This is a genomic window from Actinoplanes palleronii, from assembly GCF_016862315.1.
GTDB lineage: Bacteria > Actinomycetota > Actinomycetes > Mycobacteriales > Micromonosporaceae > Actinoplanes > Actinoplanes palleronii.
This window is the reverse complement of record NZ_BOMS01000017.1, coordinates 1-18,819: the sequence shown is the minus strand read 5'-3', so window position 1 is coordinate 18,819 and position 18,819 is coordinate 1. Positions and strand designations below refer to the sequence as shown.

General features: G+C 72.0%; 21 protein-coding genes and 1 pseudogene. 13 read left to right on the top strand and 9 right to left on the bottom strand.

Features of this window, described 5'->3' with window-relative positions:
* Positions 1–32: 32 nt before the first annotated feature.
* The 5 genes from Apa02nite_RS06615 to Apa02nite_RS06595 are packed head-to-tail and all read left to right on the top strand — an operon-like array spanning position 33 to position 4,306.
* A complete protein-coding gene (locus Apa02nite_RS06615; protein WP_203824270.1) occupies positions 33–779 on the top strand; it encodes an SDR family oxidoreductase in 747 nt (248 codons plus the stop codon).
* Positions 776–1,552 (top strand): SDR family oxidoreductase, encoded by a 777-nt coding sequence (locus Apa02nite_RS06610; protein WP_203824269.1) that lies wholly within the window; start codon positions 776–778, stop codon positions 1,550–1,552. The genes Apa02nite_RS06615 and Apa02nite_RS06610 overlap by 4 nt, the downstream gene beginning before the upstream one ends.
* A complete protein-coding gene (locus Apa02nite_RS06605) occupies positions 1,549–2,529 on the top strand; it encodes a phosphotransferase family protein (protein WP_203824268.1) in 981 nt (326 codons plus the stop codon). The genes Apa02nite_RS06610 and Apa02nite_RS06605 overlap by 4 nt, the downstream gene beginning before the upstream one ends.
* Complete coding sequence (locus Apa02nite_RS06600; protein ID WP_203824267.1) at positions 2,529–3,734, top strand: acyl-CoA dehydrogenase family protein; 1,206 nt, start codon at positions 2,529–2,531, stop codon at positions 3,732–3,734. The genes Apa02nite_RS06605 and Apa02nite_RS06600 overlap by 1 nt, the downstream gene beginning before the upstream one ends.
* Positions 3,731–4,306, top strand: a complete 576-nt coding sequence (locus tag Apa02nite_RS06595; protein WP_203824266.1) for a TetR/AcrR family transcriptional regulator — start codon at positions 3,731–3,733, stop codon at positions 4,304–4,306. Before Apa02nite_RS06600 ends, Apa02nite_RS06595 begins: the two co-directional genes overlap by 4 nt.
* On the opposite strand, the gene Apa02nite_RS51855 is transcribed toward Apa02nite_RS06595, so the two are convergent.
* Entirely contained in the window at positions 4,303–6,888 is a 2,586-nt protein-coding gene (locus Apa02nite_RS51855) for an ATP-binding protein (RefSeq protein WP_275412437.1), read from the bottom strand. The genes Apa02nite_RS06595 and Apa02nite_RS51855 overlap by 4 nt on opposite strands.
* 115 nt (positions 6,889–7,003) lie before the next feature.
* Here Apa02nite_RS51855 and Apa02nite_RS06585 point away from each other — a divergent pair, with 115 nt between their 5' ends.
* Both Apa02nite_RS06585 and Apa02nite_RS06580 read left to right on the top strand, forming a co-directional pair.
* Complete coding sequence (locus Apa02nite_RS06585; RefSeq protein WP_203824264.1) at positions 7,004–7,375, top strand: type II toxin-antitoxin system RelE/ParE family toxin; 372 nt, start codon at positions 7,004–7,006, stop codon at positions 7,373–7,375.
* Positions 7,372–7,665 (top strand): annotated as a pseudogene (locus tag Apa02nite_RS06580) (helix-turn-helix domain-containing protein); the annotation flags it as partial. The gene Apa02nite_RS06585 and the pseudogene Apa02nite_RS06580, both read left to right, overlap by 4 nt.
* A gap of 140 nt (positions 7,666–7,805) precedes the next feature.
* Here the strand turns inward: Apa02nite_RS06580 and Apa02nite_RS06575 are convergent.
* The 3 genes from Apa02nite_RS06575 to Apa02nite_RS06565 are packed head-to-tail and all read right to left on the bottom strand — an operon-like array spanning position 7,806 to position 10,923.
* A complete protein-coding gene (locus Apa02nite_RS06575) occupies positions 7,806–8,891 on the bottom strand; it encodes an alcohol dehydrogenase catalytic domain-containing protein (RefSeq protein ID WP_203824262.1) in 1,086 nt (361 codons plus the stop codon).
* A complete protein-coding gene (locus Apa02nite_RS06570) occupies positions 8,888–10,297 on the bottom strand; it encodes an aldehyde dehydrogenase family protein (protein WP_203824261.1) in 1,410 nt (469 codons plus the stop codon). The genes Apa02nite_RS06575 and Apa02nite_RS06570 overlap by 4 nt, the downstream gene beginning before the upstream one ends.
* Positions 10,294–10,923, bottom strand: coding sequence for a TetR/AcrR family transcriptional regulator (locus Apa02nite_RS06565; RefSeq protein ID WP_203824260.1), 630 nt, complete (start codon positions 10,921–10,923; stop codon positions 10,294–10,296). Before Apa02nite_RS06565 ends, Apa02nite_RS06570 begins: the two co-directional genes overlap by 4 nt.
* A gap of 118 nt (positions 10,924–11,041) precedes the next feature.
* Between Apa02nite_RS06565 and Apa02nite_RS06560 the strand changes: the two genes are divergently transcribed.
* Positions 11,042–12,577 carry a long-chain-fatty-acid--CoA ligase gene (locus Apa02nite_RS06560; protein ID WP_203824259.1) on the top strand — a complete coding sequence of 512 codons (1,536 nt, stop codon included), beginning with the start codon at positions 11,042–11,044 and terminating at the stop codon, positions 12,575–12,577.
* On the opposite strand, the gene Apa02nite_RS06555 is transcribed toward Apa02nite_RS06560, so the two are convergent.
* A complete protein-coding gene (locus Apa02nite_RS06555; RefSeq protein ID WP_067686849.1) occupies positions 12,566–12,988 on the bottom strand; it encodes a (deoxy)nucleoside triphosphate pyrophosphohydrolase in 423 nt (140 codons plus the stop codon). The two genes, Apa02nite_RS06560 and Apa02nite_RS06555, sit on opposite strands and share 12 nt — an antisense overlap.
* Positions 12,989–13,170: 182 nt before the next feature.
* On the opposite strand from Apa02nite_RS06555, the gene Apa02nite_RS06550 reads away from it, so the two are divergent.
* The 3 genes from Apa02nite_RS06550 (at position 13,171) to Apa02nite_RS06540 (ending at position 14,231) form a co-directional block, all read left to right on the top strand.
* Positions 13,171–13,485 (top strand): 4a-hydroxytetrahydrobiopterin dehydratase, encoded by a 315-nt coding sequence (locus tag Apa02nite_RS06550; protein WP_067686846.1) that lies wholly within the window; start codon positions 13,171–13,173, stop codon positions 13,483–13,485.
* A 24-nt stretch (positions 13,486–13,509) separates the two neighbouring features.
* The gene (locus tag Apa02nite_RS06545) at positions 13,510–13,872 is read left to right on the top strand and encodes a PH domain-containing protein (protein ID WP_067686844.1); all 363 of its coding nucleotides are present in this window, start codon (positions 13,510–13,512) and stop codon (positions 13,870–13,872) included.
* Positions 13,873–14,072: 200 nt separating this feature from the next.
* A complete protein-coding gene (locus Apa02nite_RS06540) occupies positions 14,073–14,231 on the top strand; it encodes a hypothetical protein (RefSeq protein WP_198170647.1) in 159 nt (52 codons plus the stop codon).
* A 12-nt stretch (positions 14,232–14,243) separates the two neighbouring features.
* On the opposite strand, the gene Apa02nite_RS06535 is transcribed toward Apa02nite_RS06540, so the two are convergent.
* From Apa02nite_RS06535 to Apa02nite_RS06525, 3 genes are read right to left on the bottom strand one after another with little or no spacing between them, the layout of a single operon-like run.
* On the bottom strand, positions 14,244–14,990 hold the full coding sequence (locus tag Apa02nite_RS06535) for a Type 1 glutamine amidotransferase-like domain-containing protein (RefSeq protein ID WP_203824258.1): 747 nt from the start codon (positions 14,988–14,990) through the stop codon (positions 14,244–14,246).
* Complete coding sequence (locus tag Apa02nite_RS06530) at positions 14,987–15,820, bottom strand: nucleotidyltransferase domain-containing protein (RefSeq protein WP_203824257.1); 834 nt, start codon at positions 15,818–15,820, stop codon at positions 14,987–14,989. The genes Apa02nite_RS06535 and Apa02nite_RS06530 overlap by 4 nt, the downstream gene beginning before the upstream one ends.
* A 14-nt stretch (positions 15,821–15,834) precedes the next feature.
* Positions 15,835–16,728, bottom strand: a complete 894-nt coding sequence (locus Apa02nite_RS06525) for a G5 domain-containing protein (protein WP_203824256.1) — start codon at positions 16,726–16,728, stop codon at positions 15,835–15,837.
* A 240-nt stretch (positions 16,729–16,968) separates the two neighbouring features.
* Here Apa02nite_RS06525 and Apa02nite_RS06520 point away from each other — a divergent pair, with 240 nt between their 5' ends.
* Positions 16,969–17,430, top strand: coding sequence for a MarR family winged helix-turn-helix transcriptional regulator (locus Apa02nite_RS06520; RefSeq protein WP_239164158.1), 462 nt, complete (start codon positions 16,969–16,971; stop codon positions 17,428–17,430).
* Here the strand turns inward: Apa02nite_RS06520 and Apa02nite_RS06515 are convergent.
* Positions 17,425–17,976, bottom strand: a complete 552-nt coding sequence (locus Apa02nite_RS06515) for a GNAT family N-acetyltransferase (protein ID WP_203824255.1) — start codon at positions 17,974–17,976, stop codon at positions 17,425–17,427. The genes Apa02nite_RS06520 and Apa02nite_RS06515 overlap by 6 nt on opposite strands.
* A gap of 66 nt (positions 17,977–18,042) precedes the next feature.
* Between Apa02nite_RS06515 and Apa02nite_RS06510 the strand changes: the two genes are divergently transcribed.
* The gene (locus Apa02nite_RS06510; protein WP_203824254.1) at positions 18,043–18,630 is read left to right on the top strand and encodes a TetR family transcriptional regulator C-terminal domain-containing protein; all 588 of its coding nucleotides are present in this window, start codon (positions 18,043–18,045) and stop codon (positions 18,628–18,630) included.
* The last annotated feature ends 189 nt before the right edge of the window (positions 18,631–18,819 follow it).

Sequence of the window (18,819 nt, the reverse complement as noted above, 5' to 3'; positions counted from 1 at the left end):
CTCAGAGTGCAATAAATCTTGGAGGTTGTGTGATGGCGGATCAGGTAGCGGTCGTGACCGGGGCAAGCCGGGGCATCGGGTTCGCCATCGCGCAACGCTTTGTCGCCCAGGGCGCGAAAGTCGCGATCACCGGGCGGGACGCGGACGCCCTCGCGGCCGCGGTGAAGGAGCTCGGCGGCCCGGACGTGGCCGTCGGGCTGGCCGGCAAGGGCGACGACGCGGCACACCGGGCCGCGGTGATCGACGCGGTCCGGGACCGGTTCGGGCCGATCACCACGCTGGTCAACAACATCGGGATCAACCCGGCGTACGGGCCGCTGGCGACGCTCGACCTGAACGCCGCGCGCAAGATGGCCGAGGTCAACCTGATCGGCACGCTCGGCTGGGTGCAGGAGGCGCTGCGCGGCGGGCTGGCCGGCACCGGCGGCTCGATCGTCAACATCTCCTCGGTCTCCGGGGTCCGCCCGGCGCCCGGCATCGCGTTCTACGGCACCACCAAGGCCGCGCTGATCCACCTCACCGAGGAGCTGGCCGTCGAGCTGGCCCCGACGATCCGGGTCAACGCGGTCGCACCGGCCGTGGTCAAGACCCGCTTCGCGTCCGCGCTCTTCGAGGGCCGCGAGGAGCAGGTGTCCGCGACGTACCCGCTGAAGCGGCTCGGCGTCCCGGAGGACGTGGCCGGCACCGTCGCGTTCCTCTGCTCGCCGGACGCCGCCTGGATCACCGGGCAGACCATCGTGATCGACGGCGGCGTCACCCTGACCGGGGTGGTCGAATGAGGCGGGTCGTGGTGACCGGCGCCGGCGGCGGGATCGGCGCGGCGCTCGCCCGGCGGTTCGCCGCCGACGGCGATCAGGTCGTGGTCAGCGACATCAACCCCGACGCGGCGTCCGCGGTGGCCAAGGAGATCGGCGCCCTCGCGGTCGCTGCCGACGTGGCGTCCGAGTCCGACGTACGACGGCTGGTCGCCGCCGCCGAGGCGCACCTGGGCGGGATCGACCTGTTCTGCTCGAACGCCGGTGTGCTCTCCGCCGGCGACGAGAACACACCCGACCAGCTCTGGGAACGCGACTACGCGGTGAACGTGCTGTCGCACGTCTACGTCACCCGGGCGCTGCTGCCGACGTGGCTGGACGCCGGGACGCCGAAGCGGCTGCTGATCACGGTGAGCGCGGCCGGGCTGCTGACCCTGCTGGGCAGCGCGTCGTACGCGGTCACCAAACACGCCGCGCTGGCCTACGCCGAGTGGCTGCGTGCCACCTACGCCCACCGCGGCCTGACCGTCCAGGCGCTCTGCCCGCAGGGTGTCCGCACCGACATGCTGACCGGCGGCAACGCCCGCGGCAGCGGCAGCGCGGCCCTGCTCGCCGAGGGCGCGCTGGAACCGTCCGCGGTCGCCGACGTGGTCGCCGCGGGACTGGACGGCACCGGGTTCCTGATCCTCCCGCACCCGGAGGTCGCCGAGTACTACCGCTTGCGCGCCACCGACCCGGACCGTTGGCTGGGTGGCATGAACAAGATGCAGCGCGGCTTCGAGGGCACCACGTCATGAAGGGCCTCGACCTGGACAAGCTCCAGGCCTATCTGGACAGTCCGCCGCTGACCGCGACGATGTTCGCCGGCGGCCGGTCGAACCTGACGTACGCGGTGACCGACGGGACGAACCGCTGGGTGCTGCGCCGCCCGCCGCTCGGCCACGTGCTGCCGACCGCCCACGACATGGTCCGCGAGCACAAGGTCCTCGCGGCGCTGTCCGCGGCCGGGTTCCCGGTGCCCGCGCCGGTCCGGCTGTGCACCGACACCGAGGTGATCGGGGCGCCGTTCTACCTGATGGAGCACGTCGACGGGACGATCTACCGGGACGTCGCTCATCTCGAAAAGATCGACATCGGGTCCCTGACCCTCACCCTGGTCGACACCCTCGCCGACCTGCACGCACTCGTCCCGGCGGAGATCGGGCTCGGCGACTTCGGCAAGGCGGAGGGCTTCAACGCCCGGCAGGTGCGCCGCTGGAAGCAGCAGCTCGACGCGTCGCGCAGCCGGGACCTCTCCGGCATCGAGGAGCTGCACGCCCGGCTGGCCGCCGACATCCCGGCCGGTGGACCCGGCGCCGTCGTGCACGGCGACTTCCGGCTCGACAACGTACTCATCGGTCCTGATCTCGAAGTGAACGCGGTCCTCGACTGGGAGATGTCGACGCTCGGTGACCCGCTCAGCGACCTCGCCCTGATGCTGGTCTACGCCGGACGCCCGCTGCTGATCAAGGACGGCAGGCCGTTCGCGCCGATCGACCTGCCCGGCCACCCGTCGCTCGACGAGATGGCCACCCGGTACGCGCAGCGCAGCGGGCGCGACGTCGGCGACCTGCACTGGTACGTCGGGTTCGCCGCGTTCAAGCTCGCCGTCATCCTGGAGGGCGTGCACTACCGCTACACCAAGGGCCAGACCGTCGGCGCCGGCTTCGACACCGTGGGCGCGATGGTGCCCGACCTCATCGAGCAGGGCCACCGAGCGCTGGAAGGACACTGATGGACTTCGAGTTCGACGCGACGACCGAGGACTACCGCAAGCGGCTGCTCGCGTTCATGGAGGAGCACGTGTACCCGGTCGAGGCCGGCTATCACGCGGAAGGTGACGGCTGGGAGCCCCCGGCCGTACTCAAGGAACTGCAGTCGAAGGCCAAGGACGCCGGCCTCTGGAACCTGTTCCTCCCCGGTGAGCACGGCGCCGGGCTGACCAACCTGCAGTACGCACCGCTCGCCGAGATCACCGGGCGCAGCCCGTCGATCGCGCCGGCCGCGCTGAACTGCGCCGCACCGGACACCGGCAACATGGAGGTGCTCGCCGAATTCGGCACGCCTGAGCAGCAGGAACGCTGGCTGACGCCGCTGCTGGCCGGTGAGATCCGGTCCGCTTTCGCGATGACCGAGCCGCAGGTCGCGTCGTCGGACGCCACCAACATCGGCACCCGGATCGAGCGGGACGGCGACGACTACGTCATCAACGGCCGCAAGTTCTACATCACCGGCGCGATGAACCCGCACTGCAAGATCTTCATCGTGATGGGCAAGACCGACCCGGACGCGGCCCGGCACGTGCAGCAGAGCCAGATCCTGGTCCCGCGGGACACCCCCGGCCTGACCGTCAAGCGCGGCATGACCGTGTTCGGCTACGCCGACGGCGACCACGGCGGCCACGCCGAGCTGGTCTTCGAGAACGTCCGGGTGCCGGCCGCGAACCTGATCGGCGTCGAGGGCGGCGGTTTCGCGATCTCCCAGGCCCGGCTCGGGCCCGGCCGGATCCACCACTGCATGCGGCTGATCGGGATGGCCGAACGCGCGCTGGAGCTGATGTGCGTCCGCGCGCTGGCCCGCACCCCGTTCGGCAAGCCGCTCGCCGAGCAGGGCGTGATCCAGGACTGGATCGCCGAGTCCCGGGTCCGGATCGAGCAGGCCCGGCTGCTGGTGCTCAAGGCCGCCTGGCTGATGGACACGGTCGGCAACAAGGGCGCGCACACCGAGATCCAGTCCATCAAGATCATGGTGCCGGCGACCGTGGAGTGGATCCTGGACAAGGCGATCCAGACGCACGGCGCGGCCGGGGTCAGCCAGGACACGCCGCTCGCCGCGCTGTGGGCCGGAGCCCGGACGCTGCGGCTCGCCGACGGCCCGGACGAGGTGCACAAGCGGTCGCTCGCCCGGCGCGAGCTGAACCGGTACCGGAGCCGTTCGTGACCCAACCACCGCGCGTCGACGGTCGCACCGCCCGGTCCGAACGGACCCGCACCGCGATCGTCGACGCCCACCTCCGGCTGATCGCCGAGGGTGACCTGCGCCCGACCGCCGACCGGATCGCCAAGCTGGCCGGGGTCTCGCTCCGGGCACTGTGGAGCCACTTCGCCGACATGGAGGCGCTGATGGCGGCGAGCGGTCAGCGGGTGCTGGAGCAGCGCGACGCGTCGTACCGGCCGGTCCCGGCGGACCTGCCGCTGCCCGACCGGATCGACGCGTTCTGCCGGCAGCGGGTCCGGCTGCTCGAGGAGATCGGACCGGCGGCGCGGGCGTCCGCCCTGAAGGAGCCGTTCTCCAGCGCGCTGCAGAGCTACCGGCGGATGCACGTCTCCCGAGTCCGCGACGAGCTGACCAGTACGTTCGGGCCGGAGATCGGCACCGACGAGGACCTGCTGAACGCGCTGACCGCGATCAGCCTGTGGCCGGCCTGGTCGACCTGGCGTGAGGCCATGGACCTGCCGGTGGAGGCCGCGCAGGCCGCGCTGGCCCGCGGGGTCCGCGCCCTGCTGAGCTAGGAGGTCAGGCCGCGCCGGGCAGCCTCGGCCACGGCCTGACCCCGCCGGGCCACGCCGAGCTTGCGCAGGATCGCCGAGACGTGGTGATGGACCGTCTTGGTCGACAGGAACAGCCGCTCGGCGATCTCCACATTCGACAGCCCCTGCTGCACCAGGCCCAGCACCTCGACCTCGCGGCGGGTCAGCTCGGCCGGGTTGCCCCGGGTCCAGCGCTGCGGGCCGCGCGGGATGTCCCGGACACCCCGGGACCGCAACCGGCGGGTGACGATCGCGGCGGCCGGGCGGGCGCCGAGCCGCTGGAACCCGTCGAGCGCGGCCCGCAGGCTCGCCTCGTCCGAGCCACCGGCCAGGGCCAGGGCCGCGTCATAGCCGCAGTCGCGCTTGCGCCAGCGTTCCGCGGCCCCGGTCACGTCGCCGGCGAGCTGCAACGCGTAGGGCTCGAGCAGCTCCGTCCCTGTTTCCGGCAAGGACGGATCCCCGGCCAGCCGGCGCAGCCAGGCGAGTTCGCCGAGGACCCAGACCGCCCCGCGCCGGGACGCCAGCTCCCAGGTCGCGGCGATCTCCCCGGCCACCGGCGCGCCGGCCAGCCAGGCCGCCTCGGCCCGGGCCGTCACCACCGGCGCCAGGTACTGCAGCTCGACGCGCCCGACGGTGAGCGCGAGCGCCTCGTCCAGGGCCGCCCACGGGTCGCCGTCGCCGCGCCGGGCCCGGACCAGCCCGAGCACGCTGAGCGCCAGGGTCCGCAACAACGGCACCGGCTTGGCGTCGCGCAGCACCTCCTCGGCGTCCGCGACGGCCCGCTCCCACCGGCCCAGATCCAGGTGATAGCGGGCCCGGTAGGCGAGCACGTAATGCTTCCACGCCTCCAGTCCCAGGTCGGCGCAGGCGGTCACGCCGCGGTCCAACCAGGACGACAAATGGTACGAACGGACGCGCGTCATCGCCCAACCGGCGTGGATGTACGCCCGCCCCACGTGCTCCTCCAGGCCCTCCCGCTCGGCCAGCGCCAGACTGCGCTCCAGCTTGCCGATGCCCTCCGGCTCGCCGGCCAGCAGCTGCATGGTGCCCATGTTGTTCAGGCTGTGCACCACCACCTCGGGCAGGTCGTGCCGCTCACCCAGCCGCACCGCCCGGGTGCCCATCGCCATGGTGTCGGCGTACTCCTCGATGTTGAGCGCCACCGACGACTGGTTCGTGTACGCCACCGCCAGTTCCGCACCCGCCCCGGGCGTGTCGAGCAGCCGCAGCGCCTCGCGCCCGGCCTCGATCGTCCCGTCGGTGTACCCGCCGCACCACAGCCGCCGGGACAGGTGCGACAGCGCGGTGCCCTCACCGATCCGGTCACCGACCTGCCGGCGTTCCCGGATCGCGGCCTGCAACGCCTCGATCGACTCCTGGGTCTGCTCGGTCAGGTAACACTCGTAGGAGCGGCGTTCCAGCAGGTCGGCCCGGGCCGCCGGGTCCAGGCCGGTGGCGAACCGCAGTGCCCGGGCGTACTGCGCGGCGGCCTCCCGGTGCGCACCCGAGGCGGCCGCCTGCTCGGCGGCGCGTGGCGCCCAGGCCAGCACGACCGCGGTGTCCCCGGCCGCCTCCGCGTGGTGCACGAGCCGGCTCGGGTCGGCCTTCTCCGGCTCGGCCAGCAGCGCGCGCAGCACACCGCGGTGCAACTCCCTGCGCCGATGCGGGGCGAGCGACTCCTCGACGGTGATCCGGGCCAGCTCGTGCCGGAACGCCACCCCGCCGGGCACGCTCTCCAGCATGCCGGAGCGCAGCGCTTCGTCCAGGCCGCCGGTCACGTCCAGGAGGCGCAGTTCCGCGTACGGCGGGGTGACCGAGACGGCGTCCAGCACCACCGCGGCCTCCGGGCTGAGCCGGGCGGCCCGGGCCAGCACCGCGTCGCGCACGGTCAGCGGCACGTCACCGTCGTCGCGGGCCAGCACCTCGGTCACGAAGAACGGGTTGCCGCAGGTGGCCCGGTGCAGCGCCGCGCCGTCGCGCCCGTGCGAGGCGGCCAGCGCGCCGACCGCCTCCGCCGACAGCGGCTCGACACCCATCCGGTGGATCGCCTCGCCCTGCAGCTCACCGAGCAGCCGGCTCAGCGGATGCCCGCGGCCCACCTCGTCACTGCGGTACGTCGCGATCAGCAGCGCCGGGACGGTGCCGATGCGCCGGCCGAGCAGGCTGAGCACGTCAAGGGTGGCCTCGTCGGCCCAGTGCAGGTCCTCCAGCACGCACACCAGGCCGGGGTTCTCCCGCGCGTCCCGGATGATGCCGGTGGCCAGGTCGTACGGCTTGGCCCCGCGGTCGATCAGCTGCCCGATCGTCCCGTGGTCGTCCTGCGCGATCTCCAGGAACGGCCCCAGCGGCCGCGGCGTGAAGAGCGGATCGCAGCCGCCCCAGAGCACCGGCCGGCTCGACCGGCACTCCGCCCGGAACCGCCGGACCAGCGCGGTCTTCCCGCCGCCGGCCTCGCCACCGAGCAGCACCAGGACACCGCCGTGCCCGTCCCGGACCGTCGCATGTGCCCGGTGCAGCGCCTCGAGGTGCCCGGCCCGTTCCAGCAGCCCGCCCCCGGCAGTCATCTCCCCCACCGCCGCACGATGTCACCGAGCCCCCACCCACCTCCATCACCTATCCGACATCCATCGCACTTCCTGTCCGGCTAGTCAGGTGTAGAATTTCCTATACTCCAGATCCGTGGACGAATGGGAGATCATCGCAACCGACGAATTCCGCAGCTGGTCCGAGACACTCGACGAGGTCTCGCTGCAGCACTTGGTGCAAGCGATCGACCGGCTCGCCGAAGTAGGCCCCCGACTGGGACGGCCGCTCGTCGACCGGATAGAAGACTCGGAGCTGCACAACATGAAGGAGCTCCGGCCCGGCTCGACCGGGCGCAGCGCCATTCGTGTCTTGTTCGTCTTCGACCCGTGGCGATCGGCGATCATGCTCATCGGCGGGGACAAGTCGGGCAACTGGGATGGTTGGTATCGGCAAGCGATTCCCGCGGCCGAGCAGGTGTACGCGGAGTACCTGGAAGACCGCAAGAACGAGGAGAGCCCGCAATGACCGGTTACCACAAATGGAGCGACATCCGTGCCGAATTCGTCGAGCGGGCGGGCGGCGAGGAGGCGGTCGCCGAGGCCCGCCGGCAGACGCAGGCGTACATCGACGGCTACCGGCTCGCGGAGCGCCGCAAGGCGCTGAAGCTCACCCAGGCCGTGGTCGCCGAGCGGATGGGTGTCACCAAGGGCCGGGTCTCCCAGATCGAGCGCGGCGAGGTCTCCACCGTCGAGACCCTCAGCCGGTATGTCGAGGCACTCGGCGGGCGCCTCCAGATCACTGCGGTCTTCGGCGACGACCTGTACATCCTGCAGAGCGCCGACCCGCGGAACGCCGGCACCGCTCCGCAGAAGGCCGACACCGCTCCGCAGAGCGCCGGCACCCAGAACGCCGGCGCCCAGGCCGCATGATCGCGGGCCGGGCGCCGACGGATCCGTCAGAGACGGACGACGGAGCGGGCGCCCTCGCCCCTGGCCATCCGGTCGAAGGCGGCCGGGACGTCGGCCAGCTCGATCCGGTCGGTGATCAGGTGGTCCAGGGACAACCGGCCCTCCAGCACGTCGCGGGCCAGCGCGGGCACCTCGATGTCCGGGTCGGCCTGACCGTAGACCGAGGCGCGCAGGGTGCGCGCCGACGAGAAGATGTCCAGCGCGCCGAGCTGCACCATGTCGTCGGCCGCGCCCATCCCGACCACGGTGACCTGGCCGCCGCGCCGGGTGGCCCGCCAGGCCGCGCGGATCGTCGAGGCCCGGCCGACGCACTCGATGGCATGGTCGGCGCCGCGCCCCTCGGTGCGGACCCGGACGTCCTTGGAGAGCGCGTCCGAGGACACCACGAAGTCGGTCGCGCCGGCCGCCTCGGCCAGCCCCTTCTTCGCCTCGGTGACGTCGACCGCGATGACCTGGCCGGCACCGGCCGCCCGGGCCGCCGCGACCACCGACAGGCCGACCCCGCCGAGGCCGATGACCAGCACCGACTCGCCCGGCCGCACCTGCGCGGTGTTGCGGACCGCACCCGACCCGGTCAGCACCGAGCACCCGAGCAGCGCCGCCATTTCCCAATCCAATTCCTTGGGTACGACGATGACGGCGTTCTCCGGCGCCACCACCTGTTCCGCGAACGCGCCGAGCCCGAGGCACACGTGCACCGGCTCGCCGTCCAGGGTCATCCCGTTCTCCAGGGCGGCGACACCTGACGACGTGGAGCACAGCCACGGCTGCCCGTTCGCGCAGAACCAGCAGTTCCGGCACGGCGGCTGCCAGTTGAGCACCACGTGGTCACCGACCGCGGCCCGGGTGACGTGCGCACCGACCTCGACCACCTCGCCGGCCGCCTCGTGCCCGAGCACCAGCGGGTGCGGGGGCCGGAGCGTCCCGTTGATCATCGAGAGGTCGGAGTGGCAGACCCCGGCCGCGCGGATCCGGACCCGGACCTGGCCGGGGCCGACCTCGGGCAGCCGCAACTCCTCGACGGTGGCCGGGACGCCCTGCTCCCGGACCACCAGTCCCGCGATGTAGGTCATCGCTGGATCGCCTTGACCTGCTGGAACTCCTCCAGGCCGAACGTGCCCAGCTCCCGGCCGACGCCGGACTGCTTGTACCCGCCGAACGGGGCGAGCGGGTTGAACGCGCCACCGTTCACGTCGACCGCGCCGGTGCGGATCCGCCGGGCCACCGCGAGGGCGTGCTCGGCACCGCCCCAGACGCCGCCGGCCAGGCCGTACTTCGAGTTGTTGGCGATCGCCACGGCCTCGTCGTCGGTGTCGAACGGAATGATCGACAGCACCGGGCCGAAGATCTCCTCCTGGGCCAGCTCGCTCTCCGGGTCGACGTCGGCGAACACGGTCGGCGCGACGAAGTGGCCGGTGTCCGGCACCGGCGCGTCCAGCCCGCCGGCCACCAGGCGGGCGGTGGCCCGCTCGATGAAGCCGCGCACCCGCTCGCGCTGGGTCGCGGAGACCAGCGGCCCGAGCCGGGTGGCCGGGTCGAACGGATCGCCGACGGTGTATCCCGCGGCGGTCTTCGCGGCCAGCGTCACGGCCTCGTCGTAGTGGCTGCGGTGCACCAGCATCCGGGTCCACGCCGTGCAGGTCTGCCCGGAGTTGAGGAACGCGTTGCCGACACCGACCTTGACCGCCTTGACCAGGTCGGCGTCGTCCAGGATGACGTTCGCCGACTTGCCGCCGAGCTCCAGCGAGACCTTGGCGATCCGGTCGGCCGCGGCGTGCGTGATGGCGCGGCCGGTCGCGGTCGAGCCGGTGAACGAGATCATGTCGATGTCCGGGTGGCCGGCGATCGCCGCGCCGACCGCCTGACCGGTGCCGGTGACCAGGTTGAGCACGCCGGGCGGCAGTCCCGCCTCGTCGGCCGCGTCGGCCAGCAGGTACGCCACCAGCGGGGTGAGCTCGCTGGGCTTGAGCACCACGGTGCAGCCGGCCGCCAGGGCCGCGCCGACCTTCGCCACCACCTGGTGCAGCGGGTAGTTCCACGGGGTGATCGCACCGACCACGCCGGCCGCTTCCCGCACGATCAGCGAGTTGCCGATCGTCTGCTCCTCGGCCTGCCGCAGAGCCAGGTCCGCGTACCCTCGAAGGACCGTGAGCGGCAGGCCCGCCTGGACCGCCTGAGCGATCTTGAGGGGCGTGCCCAGCTCGAGCCCGACGGTGCAGGCGATCTCGGCGGCGCGGGCGGCGAGCGCCTGGTGCAGCCGGTCGAGGGCGGCGCCGCGCTCGGTGATCGGCAGCGCGGACCAGCCGTCGAAGGCCTGGCGGGCGGCGGAGACGGCGAGGTTCACGTCCTCCGCGGTGCCGGCCGGGACATGCCCGATCACCTGCTCGGTGTACGGGTTCTCCACCTCGATCCGCTCGCTGGAGTCCGGCGGCACCCACGCGCCACCGATGTAGAGCTGTTCGCGGAATTCCGACGTCATCGGCGTACCCCCTGGTCGTAGTGGTCGGACAGGCCGGCGAGCAGCACGTCCAGCCCGAGTGCGAACGCGCCCTCGTCGACCGCGGCGCGGTGTGCCGCCAGCTCGTGGGCGCGGTGCAGGTGCGGATAGCGTTCGTAGAGATCCGGGTCGTTCTCGAAACCGAGCGCGAACGAGCCGAGCGCGGAGCCGGTGATCAGATAGCGCATCAGCGCGCCGATGTGGGTGGCCCGGGACCGCGACCAGCCGGCGTCGATCAGCGCGCCGTACACCGCCTCGGCCATCGCCAGCCCGTGCGGCCGGCGGCCCGGCCCGGTGGCCAGCACCGGGATGATCTGCGGGTGGGCGGCGAGCACCGCGTGGTACGACTTCGCCCAGAGCCGCAGCCCCTCCCGCCAGTCGCAGTCGGCGAACACCCCGATGTCCACCTCGGCCACCACCGACTCGGCGACCGCGTCGACGATCTCGGCCTTGGTGGCGAAGTGGTTGTAGAGCGACGGGCCCTGCACGCCGAGCTCGGTGGCGAGCCGCCGCATCGACAGCGCGTCGAGCCCCTCCGCGTCGATCAGCGTGGCGGCAGCCTCGACGATGCGCTCACGGGTGAGCAGCGCCTGCCGGGGCCGAGCCATCTGGCAACTCCCTGGAAATCAGAAATCAACACTGGACGCGCAAAAACTTACGCCGCTAGTTTATGCGGAAGCTGCGACGTACATCACTCCAAGAGTTGAAGACCCGAGGGAGCCCAGCATGACGACTCTGTCCCTGGCCACCGTTCTCGCGGAGAGCGCCCGGCGCTACCCCGAGAAGGTCGCGGTCATCGACGCGGGCGCCCGGATCACCTACCACGAGCTGTGGGAACAGTCCCGGGTGTACGCGGCCGGCCTGCGCGAACTGGGCGTCGGCCCGGGCAGCACGGTCGCCGTGATGATCCCGAACGTGGCCGACTTCCCGCGGGTCTACTACGCGGCGCTGGCGGTGGGTGCCCGGGTGGTCCCGGTCTCGCTGCTGCTGACCCCGGAGGAGGTGGCCTACGTCCTCACCGACAGCCAGGCCGACCTGATCGTCACGCACTCCGCGTTCCTGCAGGTCGGCGCGGGCGCGGCGCAGATCGCGCAGACCCCGCTGGTCAACGTCGGCCCGCTGCCCGAGCTGCCGGCCCCGCCGCGGCGCCTGGAGGAGGTGTCCGCCACGGTTCCGGCGCTGCGCACCTACGTGACCCGGGAGGCCGAGGACGTCGCGGTGATCCTCTACACCAGCGGCACCACCGGCAAGCCGAAGGGCGCGCTGCTCACCCACCTCAACCTGGTGATGAACGCCGCGATCAACGTGTTCGACGTGCACCCGCTCACCGGCGACGACGTCGTGCTGGGCTGCCTGCCGCTGTTCCACACGTTCGGCCAGACGGTCGGGATGAACGCGACGTTCCGGCTGGGCGGCACGCTGGTGCTGCTGCCGCGGTTCTCCGGCGAGGCGGCGATCGACCTGATCCTGCGGGAGAACGTGACGATCTTCCACGGCGTGCCGACGATGTACATCGGGCTGCTGGAGGCCGCGGCCAAGGCGGAGCAGCTGCCGAAGCTCAAGCTCTGCGTGTCCGGCGGGGCGTCGCTGCCGGTGGCGGTGCTGGAGCGGTTCGCCGAGGCGTTCGGCTCGCACATCTGGGAGGGCTACGGCCTGTCCGAGACGTCGCCGACCGCGACCACGAACCAGCCGGCGTTCGGCGCCAAGGCCGGCACCGTCGGCCACCCGATCTGGGGCGTCGAGGTGGAGATCGCCCGCCCGGAGGTGCCGGAGAGCATCGAGTTCCTGCCCGACGGCGAGCTGGGCGAGATCGTGATCCGCGGGCACAACGTGTTCGCCGGTTATCTGAACCGGCCGGAGGCGACCGCGGAGGCCATCGTCGACGGCTGGTTCCGCACCGGTGACCTGGGGGTCCGGGACGCCGAGGGCTTCATCAGCATCGTCGACCGGACCAAGGATCTGATCATCCGGGGCGGCTTCAACGTCTATCCGCGCGAGGTCGAGGAGGTCATCGCCCGGCACCCGGCGATCCAGCAGGTCGCGGTGATCGGCGTGGCCGACGAGGTGCACGGCGAGGAGATCTGCGCGGTGATCGTGCGGGAGGACGCGGCGCTCACCGAGCAGGAGCTGATCGACTGGTCGCGTGAGCGCCTGGGCAAGCACAAGTACCCGCGTCAGGTGCGGTTCGCCGAGTCGCTCCCGCTCGGGCCCAGCATGAAGGTGCTCAAGCGGGAGCTGCGCAAGCAGTACTCAGGCGAGTAATCCGGGGAGCTCCGCCACGATCGGGACGTCCGCGGGCAGCCACGGGACGCTGTCCAGCTGGTCGGCGGCCAGCCACCGCAGGGCGGAGTGCTCCAGCGCCGCCGGGACGCCGTCGTCGAGCACGTCGACGGCGTACACCCGGAGCACGGCCCGGCCGTGTGCCAGCGGCACGTCCGGGCCGACCCGCGCGCCGACCCGGACCGCGATGCCGAGCTCCTCGACGCACTCGCGGGCCAGGGCCTGCTGGTCGGTCTCCCCGGGCTCGACCTTGCCCCCGGGGAACTCCCACTTCCCGGCCGCTTCCGGCGGGGCACTGCGCTGGCAGGCGAGCACCTGCCCGGCTGCGATGATCACCGCCGCGACAATCACCCTGGGTGACTGCGGGGCCTTGACGTACTGTTCCGACGGCATGGCATCCAAGATCGCACAAAACTTCTCCGATCAGGTTGCCCGAGCCGCCCCGATCGTCCCCCAAACACGGATATGTGGGCGTGGACATGGCTGTCCCAACGGGCAAGACTGTGCGTACCGACCATGACGACACGGCGACAGTTCGGCCACAAGCCGGCAACAACGCTTCGGGGGGTGCGGCCATGCGGGCTAGAAAACGCCGATCCACTACCGGCTCCGACTATCTGAGCGACGCCCTCGCACAGTTGGGCGGATGGACCCGGGACGGCGTGCAGCTGCGCCGCGATCTCGCGTGCGACGACAGTCAGCACGCCGCCCTGACCGAACGGATCCAGGTCGCCGCGGACACGCTGTCGATCCGGCCGAGCATCCGGCGCGTCGAGGGGCACACCCAGATCTGTCTGGGTGACCGGGACGGCGATGCACTCACCGACGGTGAGGTCACGCTGGCGGCCCGGATCGAGGACTTCTATCGCACCGTGCTCGAACGCCCCTGATCGTCGCGGACTACGCTGCGCCGCATGACTGACGTCGCATACGACAACAAGGGTCAGCTGGAGCAGATCCAGAGCGGCCTGCTCGACGGCGAGACGATCATCGCGGTGTACGACGCGATCGGCGCCGGCACCGGTTTCATCGGTCTCACCAACCGGCGGATCATCATCCAGGACAAGTCCTTCGTCGGTAAGAAGTTCGCCATCACCAGCGTCCCGTACTCCAAGGTGAGCGCGGTGAGCGTGGTCAGCAACAAGAGCTGGGCCGGCCAGTTCTTCTCCAGCGGCGAGATCGCGATCACGGTGGGCACGCACATCTACGAGATCGAGTTCCGCGGCACGGAGAAGGCCCACCACGTGCACCAGGTCATCCTGAACTTCGCGGCCTGACGGACACCCACCGACCGCCTCCGGGACGGCTGTTCGACCGAGGGGTCGGCAGCCGATCGGTGGAGATGACGTGCCACTTCGGCAGCAGCGCCGACGGTTACTCACCAGTAACCATTGCTGGCCCCACCGGGCCCGCGCATGCTACCGGGGAGGTTCACCATCATCCATCGATATTCACCGCATCCCGGAGGCGATCACCGGTGCTGGCTCAGTTCCCGAAGCCGCTGACCCCCATGCCGAGCCGCGAACCGTTCGGCAGCGACCTCAGCCGCACGCCACCGGCGATGGTCCCGGTCCTCGCGCTGGCACTGCTGCTCTCCGCGGTGCTCGTCGGCCTGGTCACCGTCGCGCTGCCCTGAGCCCCCGGCCGGTCAGCGCGGGTAGTCCGGCAGGAGCCGGGTGGGCAGCGGCGTCTCGACCACGGAACCGTCGGCGGCGCGCTTCAGTTCGTACCCCAGAGGTCCTTCGCGGTCTGCGACGACCTCCTCCAGTGAGGTGCCCCGGTACACCAGCCCCGCGCCGTCGTCGGTGGCGAAGCCGTCCGACAGGGTTCCGTCGCCGATCAGCTCGTGCATCTTCGGCCGGCGCTGCGCCTCGGCGTCGTAGTGCACGCCGTTGCTGTACGGCAGCCAGCCCAACCCGTCGGTGAAGCCGCGCAGGTCCAGCCCGTAACTGTCGGTGCTGCCGCCGGTGTGCCAGCAGATCGAGCCGGCCGACACGCCGCTCATCACGACGCCGGCCTGCCATGCCTCGTGCAGGATCTCGTCCAGCCCGTGCACCCGCCAGACCGCGCAGAGGTTCGCCACGCTGCCGCCGTCCACCCAGATGACGTCCTGGGCGAGCAGGTGCGCACGGATGTCGTCGATGTTCGGCATCGGGAACAACTGCAGGTGGGACATGGTGAACTCGGTCCCGGCGAACGCCGAGTAGAACGCGCCGATCCGGCTGTCCGGGTCGCCGGTCGCCTGGGCCAGCACGCAGATCTTCGGGGCGGCGGCCGCGTCGGCCAGCTCCGCGGCGAAGCGGTGGATCCGGCCCGGCCGGAGGTCGAAGAGGCCGTGCCGCCCGCGCTGGAAACCGGCGCTGGTGGCGAGAATGGTGGGAATGTCCGCGGTCATCGCAACATCATCGCGCAGGCCTCGGTCGTCTCCAGGACCAGATCGGCGGCGATGTCGATCGCGAGCGTCAGATGCAGCGGATCGTTGTTGATCGCGGCGAACGCGGCGTCCACCCGCTCCTGGAACTTCGCCGGCGCGCCCGGCAGCCGCCCGGCCGCGGCCACCGCGCCCTTCTCGTTGATCAGCCACTGGCCGGCCGCGCCGTGCAGCGCGTGCGCGCACACCCCGGCCAGCCGGAACAGGCACCCGGCGACGTACCCGGTGTCGAACCGGGACACCGCCTTGCGGGCCAGGCCGACCAGGAAGTCCGCCTCCCACAGCCCGGCCACCAGGGCCTCGGCCAGCGGTCTCGGGAAAACCAGCACGCGACGCCGCAGGTCGCCGAGCTCGCCGGTCGGATCGGCGAGGATGCGACTCAGGGCCAGTTCACCGGGGTACGCGAAGTCCGGCACCCCGAGCGGGTGGCCGGCCTGCACGTGGAACGCGTACCGGCCCTGCTCCGCGTCGGCCCAGCAGCGCCGCACCCGGTCCAGGTCCCGGTAGATCCAGTCGACCGGGTGGTCGTCGATCCGCAGCCAGCCGCCGCCGTCCACCCACGGGCCCCACTCGCCGGGCGCGGTGACCCGGGCCCGATCACCGGCCACCGCGACCGCCAGCTCGCCGAGCCGGACGGTGTCGAACGGCGCCCGGTAGTACAGGCCCAGATCGGTGTCGGACTCCGGCGCGTGGGTCTGCCGGGCCCGGCTGCCCCCGAGCACGACCCCGACCACGCCGGGCACGGTCGCCAGCTGCTGAGCCATCTCGGTCAGCGCGGCGTCGGAAAGTGCCATGACGTCACCCTAATTCAGCACACGGTGGCCGGCTCGAGTCGTACGTCGGCAAGCGTCTCCGGGTCGAACAGCGAGAGATCCTCGGCGGTGACGGTGAGCGGCCCGGTCCCGGCGACCGGGGCCGGCCTGACCGGCGCGGGCGCGTCCGGCACGGTCCGGGCGTCCGGGCACGCGGCCCGGCCGAGCGGCACACACAGGTTCAGCGTGCACTCCTCGTCCTGCACCCCGAAGACCACCACGCGCGGCTCCGGGCGGCGGGTCACCGTGGTGTCCAGCAGCCGCCGGTCGCTCGGCTTCCCGTCGACGAGGGTGACCAGGTAGCGGGTGGTCTCCTCGCCCGGCGTGCCCGGCGACTGCACCTTCCGGAAGCCGTACGGCAGCAGATCGTCCCGGACCAGGCGGGTGCGGAACGGCAGCGCCCGGGTCTCCACGTCGGTCCGGGTGGTGATCACCGGACCGGCCTTGGCCGGGCTGGTCGCCGCGGCCTTCGGCTTCTTCCGCTCGTCCGGCGCCCGCGTCGCCGGGGTGCGCGGCGCGCGCGGCCCGGTCCGGTCGGCCGGGTCCTCGGCCCGGACCCGGCGCAGCTCGGCCCCGGTCTCCGCGGCGGTCCCGGCGGTTCCGGCGCTCGCGCTCGCGGTGGCACCGGGGCTCGCCGCGGTCCCCGCCATGTCGTCGACGGCCGGCGGCTGCGGCTGCACCGGGACGTGCGCACCCCGCTGGGGCAGCGGCTCGGCGGCCGCCGCCTCCCGGCTGACGATCTCCGGGTCGTCCATCAGGTGCGCGGCGCCCGGATCGGCGGCCATCGCCTGCTCGGCCGTCGCGACGTGGGCATCGTCGGTGGTCAGCGTGATCGCTCCGGCCACGCCTCCGCCGACGAGCACCGCCACCGCGCCGGCACTGGCAACCATCCGGACACCGAACGGCAGACGGGCCCACCAAGACTTTCGTGGCATTTCGAGCAGATGCTGCCAAGAGTCACTAGTTGTCTGGTTTTGCACCAAAGCATTGTGACTTGTCCGGAGCTGAAGGCAAGCGTCCTGAGGTCCCCCGAAATGCTGACCGGCCCGGCCGTAACCGAACCCGAACGCCCTTTCTCCCCCGGAGAACGGCAGGTCATGGGCGTGCGCCCCCGCCGTACGATCACTGGCATGCCACCAGCCCCCGGACCCCTCGACCCGCTGAGCCCGGCGGAGGAAGCGGTGATGCGCGCGCTCGGCCGGTTCCTGCTCGTCATGCCGCGGGCCCTGGACGCCGACCTGACCCGCGAGCAACGGATGTCCGCCAGCGAATACTCCGTGCTGCGCCACCTCTCCGAGACGCCGGACCAGCAGATGCGGATGAGCGAGCTCGCCGCGGCCTGCGACATGTCGCTGAGCGGGATGACCCGGCTGGCCGCCAAGCTGGAGTCGCTCGGCTACCTGGAACGGATCCGGTGCGTCCAGGACGCGCGCGGGGCGAACGCGGTGCTCACCGGGCGCGGGCTGGACCGGCTGCGGGAGGCGTGGCCGACACATCTGGCCAGCGTGCGGCGGCACATCTTCGACCACCTGGGCGGGCTGGACCTGGACCGGCTGGCCGCCGCGTTCTCCGCGATGGCCACGGAGTCATAGGCTCTTCTCGAAGCAACGGGAGATCTCCGAGCCCGCGTAGACGCCGTAGAGCGGGATCTCCCGGTAGCCCTCGCGCTGGTAGAACCGGATCGCGTCGGGCTGCGCCGTGCCGGTCTCCAGCCGCAGCGTCGTCCATCCCCGCCGCACCGCGGCCGCCTCGAGCGCGCGCAGGATCGCGGCCGCCACGCCGGAGCCGCGGCTGCCCGGCGCCACGTACATCCGCTTGACCTCGGCGCTGTGCTCACCGAGCCGGCGAAGCGCGCCGCACCCGACCGCAACCCCGCTCTCGGCCTTGTCGAGCGCCACCCTGTCGCCGGACGCCACGTTGTCGTCGGCCCCCACGCCGTCGCCGGACGCCACGTTCTCGTCGAATGCCACGTTGTCGTCGAATGCCACCAGGAAGAGATCGATATCGGACGCGGAGGGGGCGCCGCCCGGCTCGTGGTCGTCGCAGCCGTAGCGCTCGTCCAGCTCGGCCCGCTGCGCCAGCCGCAGCGCGGCGCCGGCCGGGTCGGTCCAGCCCCGCTCGTCGATCGTCCAGGTCATGACGCCTCCGCTCTCGTCGTAACAGACGTTACGGTAACATCCGTTCCGAAATCGGAGGAGCAATCCATGTCACGATCGTCGGACCGCTCCGCGCAGGGCGAGACGCTGTCCCGCGCGGTCTGGGACGTGCTGGCCACCCAGGGCCTGGAACGCCTCACCGTGCGCGCGGTCGCCACCGCCGCCGGCTGCACCACCGGCCTGGTCATGCACCGCTTCCCGAACCGGCGCGCGCTGCTGCTGCACGCCCGGCGGCTGCTGCACGAGACCACCCGGGCCCGGGTCGAGTCGCTGGAGGCCGAAGCCGGCACGCCCCGGGACGCGCTGCGCGCGGTCCTGCTGCAGGGCATGTCCACCGACGAGCAGACCCGGCAGGAGGCGATCGTCTGGATGGGCTTCCTGGCGGCCGCGGTCGCCGACGACGAGCTGATCGCGGAACATCGCCGGAACAACCGGTCCTGGCGCACCCGGGTGGAACGCCTCACCGCGGCGGCCGCGCCGGACTGGCCGGCACCACGGGTCGCCACGGCCGCGCTGGCGCTGATGGCGACGGCCGAGGGCGCCGCCGCGTTCGGGGCCGCCGATCCGGCCGCTTTCCCCGCGAGGCAGCAGGTGGAGATGCTGGATGCCGCGCTGACCGCTTTCGGTCTTTTCTGATCGTACGATCAGAGCTCTTGCCTGGCGGTCTTCATCAGCGCGGTCTTGCCCGACGCACGGCCCGGTCCAGCGCGGTCTCGCCCGGCCCGCGGTCTTGATCAGCTTGCGGTCTTGCCCGGCCCGCGGCCTTGATCAGCTCGCGGCCTTGATCAGCTCGCGGCCTTGATCAGCTCGCGGCCTTGATCAGCT

Bases quoted from the DNA above. Each gene is read 5' to 3' on its own strand.
- Apa02nite_RS06615 (WP_203824270.1), top strand. From the start codon at position 33: ATGGCGGATCAGGTAGCGGTCGTGACCGGGGCAAGCCGGGGCATCGGG.
- Apa02nite_RS06610 (WP_203824269.1), top strand. From the start codon at position 776: ATGAGGCGGGTCGTGGTGACCGGCGCCGGCGGCGGGATCGGCGCGGCG.
- Apa02nite_RS06605 (WP_203824268.1), top strand. From the start codon at position 1,549: ATGAAGGGCCTCGACCTGGACAAGCTCCAGGCCTATCTGGACAGTCCG.
- Apa02nite_RS06600 (WP_203824267.1), top strand. From the start codon at position 2,529: ATGGACTTCGAGTTCGACGCGACGACCGAGGACTACCGCAAGCGGCTG.
- Apa02nite_RS51855 (WP_275412437.1), bottom strand. From the start codon at position 6,888: ATGACTGCCGGGGGCGGGCTGCTGGAACGGGCCGGGCACCTCGAGGCG.
- Apa02nite_RS06575 (WP_203824262.1), bottom strand. From the start codon at position 8,891: ATGACCTACATCGCGGGACTGGTGGTCCGGGAGCAGGGCGTCCCGGCC.
- Apa02nite_RS06570 (WP_203824261.1), bottom strand. From the start codon at position 10,297: ATGACGTCGGAATTCCGCGAACAGCTCTACATCGGTGGCGCGTGGGTG.
- Apa02nite_RS06565 (WP_203824260.1), bottom strand. From the start codon at position 10,923: ATGGCTCGGCCCCGGCAGGCGCTGCTCACCCGTGAGCGCATCGTCGAG.
- Apa02nite_RS06560 (WP_203824259.1), top strand. From the start codon at position 11,042: ATGACGACTCTGTCCCTGGCCACCGTTCTCGCGGAGAGCGCCCGGCGC.
- Apa02nite_RS06555 (WP_067686849.1), bottom strand. From the start codon at position 12,988: ATGCCGTCGGAACAGTACGTCAAGGCCCCGCAGTCACCCAGGGTGATT.
- Apa02nite_RS06550 (WP_067686846.1), top strand. From the start codon at position 13,171: ATGCGGGCTAGAAAACGCCGATCCACTACCGGCTCCGACTATCTGAGC.
- Apa02nite_RS06545 (WP_067686844.1), top strand. From the start codon at position 13,510: ATGACTGACGTCGCATACGACAACAAGGGTCAGCTGGAGCAGATCCAG.
- Apa02nite_RS06535 (WP_203824258.1), bottom strand. From the start codon at position 14,990: ATGACCGCGGACATTCCCACCATTCTCGCCACCAGCGCCGGTTTCCAG.
- Apa02nite_RS06530 (WP_203824257.1), bottom strand. From the start codon at position 15,820: ATGGCACTTTCCGACGCCGCGCTGACCGAGATGGCTCAGCAGCTGGCG.
- Apa02nite_RS06525 (WP_203824256.1), bottom strand. From the start codon at position 16,728: ATGGTTGCCAGTGCCGGCGCGGTGGCGGTGCTCGTCGGCGGAGGCGTG.
- Apa02nite_RS06520 (WP_239164158.1), top strand. From the start codon at position 16,969: ATGCCACCAGCCCCCGGACCCCTCGACCCGCTGAGCCCGGCGGAGGAA.
- Apa02nite_RS06515 (WP_203824255.1), bottom strand. From the start codon at position 17,976: ATGACCTGGACGATCGACGAGCGGGGCTGGACCGACCCGGCCGGCGCC.
- Apa02nite_RS06510 (WP_203824254.1), top strand. From the start codon at position 18,043: ATGTCACGATCGTCGGACCGCTCCGCGCAGGGCGAGACGCTGTCCCGC.